This window comes from Pseudomonas khorasanensis (assembly GCF_014268505.2).
GTDB classification, from domain to species: domain Bacteria; phylum Pseudomonadota; class Gammaproteobacteria; order Pseudomonadales; family Pseudomonadaceae; genus Aquipseudomonas; species Aquipseudomonas khorasanensis.
This window is the reverse complement of record NZ_JABWQP020000029.1, coordinates 1-2093: the sequence shown is the minus strand read 5'-3', so window position 1 is coordinate 2093 and position 2093 is coordinate 1. Positions and strand designations below refer to the sequence as shown.

Sequence of the window (2093 nt, the reverse complement as noted above, 5' to 3'; positions counted from 1 at the left end):
AGAACTCACCGACTACAGCGGCGAGATCATGTGGTCGGCGAAGTACCGTGCTTACGGCAATCTTGCCGCCCTGGACGTCAGCGAAATCGATAACCCGCTGCGTTTTCAAGGGCAATATTTCGACGCCGAGACGGGGTTACATTACAACCGCCACCGCTACTACAATCCGGGAACTGGACGGTTTTTGACGCCGGATCCGATCAAGCTTGCGGGTGGGTTGAATAACTACCAGTATGTGCCTAACCCTACGGGGTGGGTGGATCCGTTGGGGTTGAGCGGATGCCCAGGCCAAACAAAATTTACGAGAAAAGACAAATTCTATGGTTCGCGCAGAGCTGCATTTCAAGACGCAAAACGTGATGCGAGAATACCGATGTCAGCTGAACCAATGGAAGTCAACCATGTTGCCCTTACAAAAATAGGTGAACATGGAGTAGGAAAGCAAAATGTCCTCGATGCAGATGGCAATATTGTTTATACAAGAGAATATCATTATAAAAATATTGACAATGAGCGCGTGGTAATTCAAGAACACTCGTATGGGCATGAAGATTTCCCAAGCGACCATGCATCGCATAAACCGCATTTCAATGTAAGAGAGTATGACCCCGAAACCGGAAATGCAGACCGCAACAGAACCTTCCACCTAAAAAGTGTCTCCATCCATTATGTTTTCGAGTAACTAAAATGTGGACAGATTTCATTTCAGACAAGAAACAATGGCTAGCCATCTTCGGAAATGGTTATACGCCAACAAACCTTAGTATCGCTCATGCCATATTTAGCGACAACGCAATAACCTTAAAGCTATTCAGCCATCTCACAGACAATAACTATCCAGAGAAATGGATGAACAACGGATATAACGAATACGCTTTTGACCTAATCATCAACGGTGTAACAACGGTGGAGATTATAAATTTCAGCTTCTACGGACCGCTAGAGCTAGAAGTCAAAAAACACAACAACAATTACGAGATAAAGACAACGATCAACACGCTATGCAACTTTACCTGCAGTGCTAGCGCAATATTCATAACAAATATCAAAGCCTACCACAATGACGGAGCAGTTTAGCTTAAAAATCCCAGGCTGACATAATTTATACACGGAAACGATAGGACAAATGGGGACAGGACAGATGGGGACGACCATTGGCCCTGTTGTGCACTATGTTCGAGGTCCGGACTCGGGCAAACTAATGGACTTTAAATTCAAAAACATAGTATCGATGACATAAAACCATGGGGTAACGACCCATCCGTACCACCCGGGGACTTTAAAATCAAATGAAAGTCGAATGCATAACAAACAGAATAGACGAAAGGTTTACGCAAGACACTGCAGCAAGACTGAAACGCCATATATCTATGGGCGACAATGAACTTGACATAGAAATTGGAAAAGAATACACGGTTTACGGCGTAGAGTTCTGGGACAATTGCCCTTGGGTTTATATATGCTCAGAGCCTTATGATGAATACCCTAAACCGTTCGCACTAGATTTTTTTGAAATCACGGAAAACAAAATCTCCTCTCACTGGGTACTTAAGTCACAAGACACAAACAACAACAAAGTCAAGACGCAGCTCGTTTTTTGCGAATGGGCTGACGATGACAGTTTTTATGAAAAACTGGTCAACGAAGACGAAAAATGCATTAAGACATTCGAAAGCTATAGAAAAATCATGAACATCGAATAGAAAATAAAATCAGGAGCAAAGCGCCTATTATTTTAAGTGACAAGCAAACTGCCCCTCTTGGCTTGATAAAACGAGGGCAGACTACGTCAGGGCGATATTACTGGGCAGATCGACCCGGTCGGCAACGCCACCCACTAATGCTATGACCCTCAGGATCGCCTGCTGGAAAATCGTCACCCGGACGGCAGCCGCCATCAACTCGGCTGGAATAACCTCGGCCAACTAATCGAGGAGCACCTGCCGGACGGCGGTCAGCGCAAATATCGCTATGACGCGCTCGGCCGCCAAATCACTCGCCAAGACGAATTCGGCGCCATCACCCAGTATCAATGGGATGCCGTCGACCGCCTGACACAGGTCACCCTGCCCGGCGGCGCTACTCGCGCGTTC

The 2093-nt window shown here is 46.0% G+C and carries 2 protein-coding genes and 1 pseudogene; all 3 read left to right on the top strand.

Annotated features, from left to right (window positions below; genetic code table 11):
* Positions 1-682, top strand: a 682-nt coding sequence (locus HU727_RS25415) for an RHS repeat-associated core domain-containing protein (RefSeq protein ID WP_217847151.1), incomplete at its 5' end; no start/stop codon positions are given.
* A 607-nt stretch (positions 683-1289) separates the two neighbouring features.
* Complete coding sequence (locus HU727_RS25410; RefSeq protein WP_186534433.1) at positions 1290-1703, top strand: hypothetical protein; 414 nt, start codon at positions 1290-1292, stop codon at positions 1701-1703.
* Between the two features lie 78 nt (positions 1704-1781).
* Positions 1782-2093: pseudogene (locus HU727_RS25405) on the top strand (hypothetical protein); the annotation flags it as partial.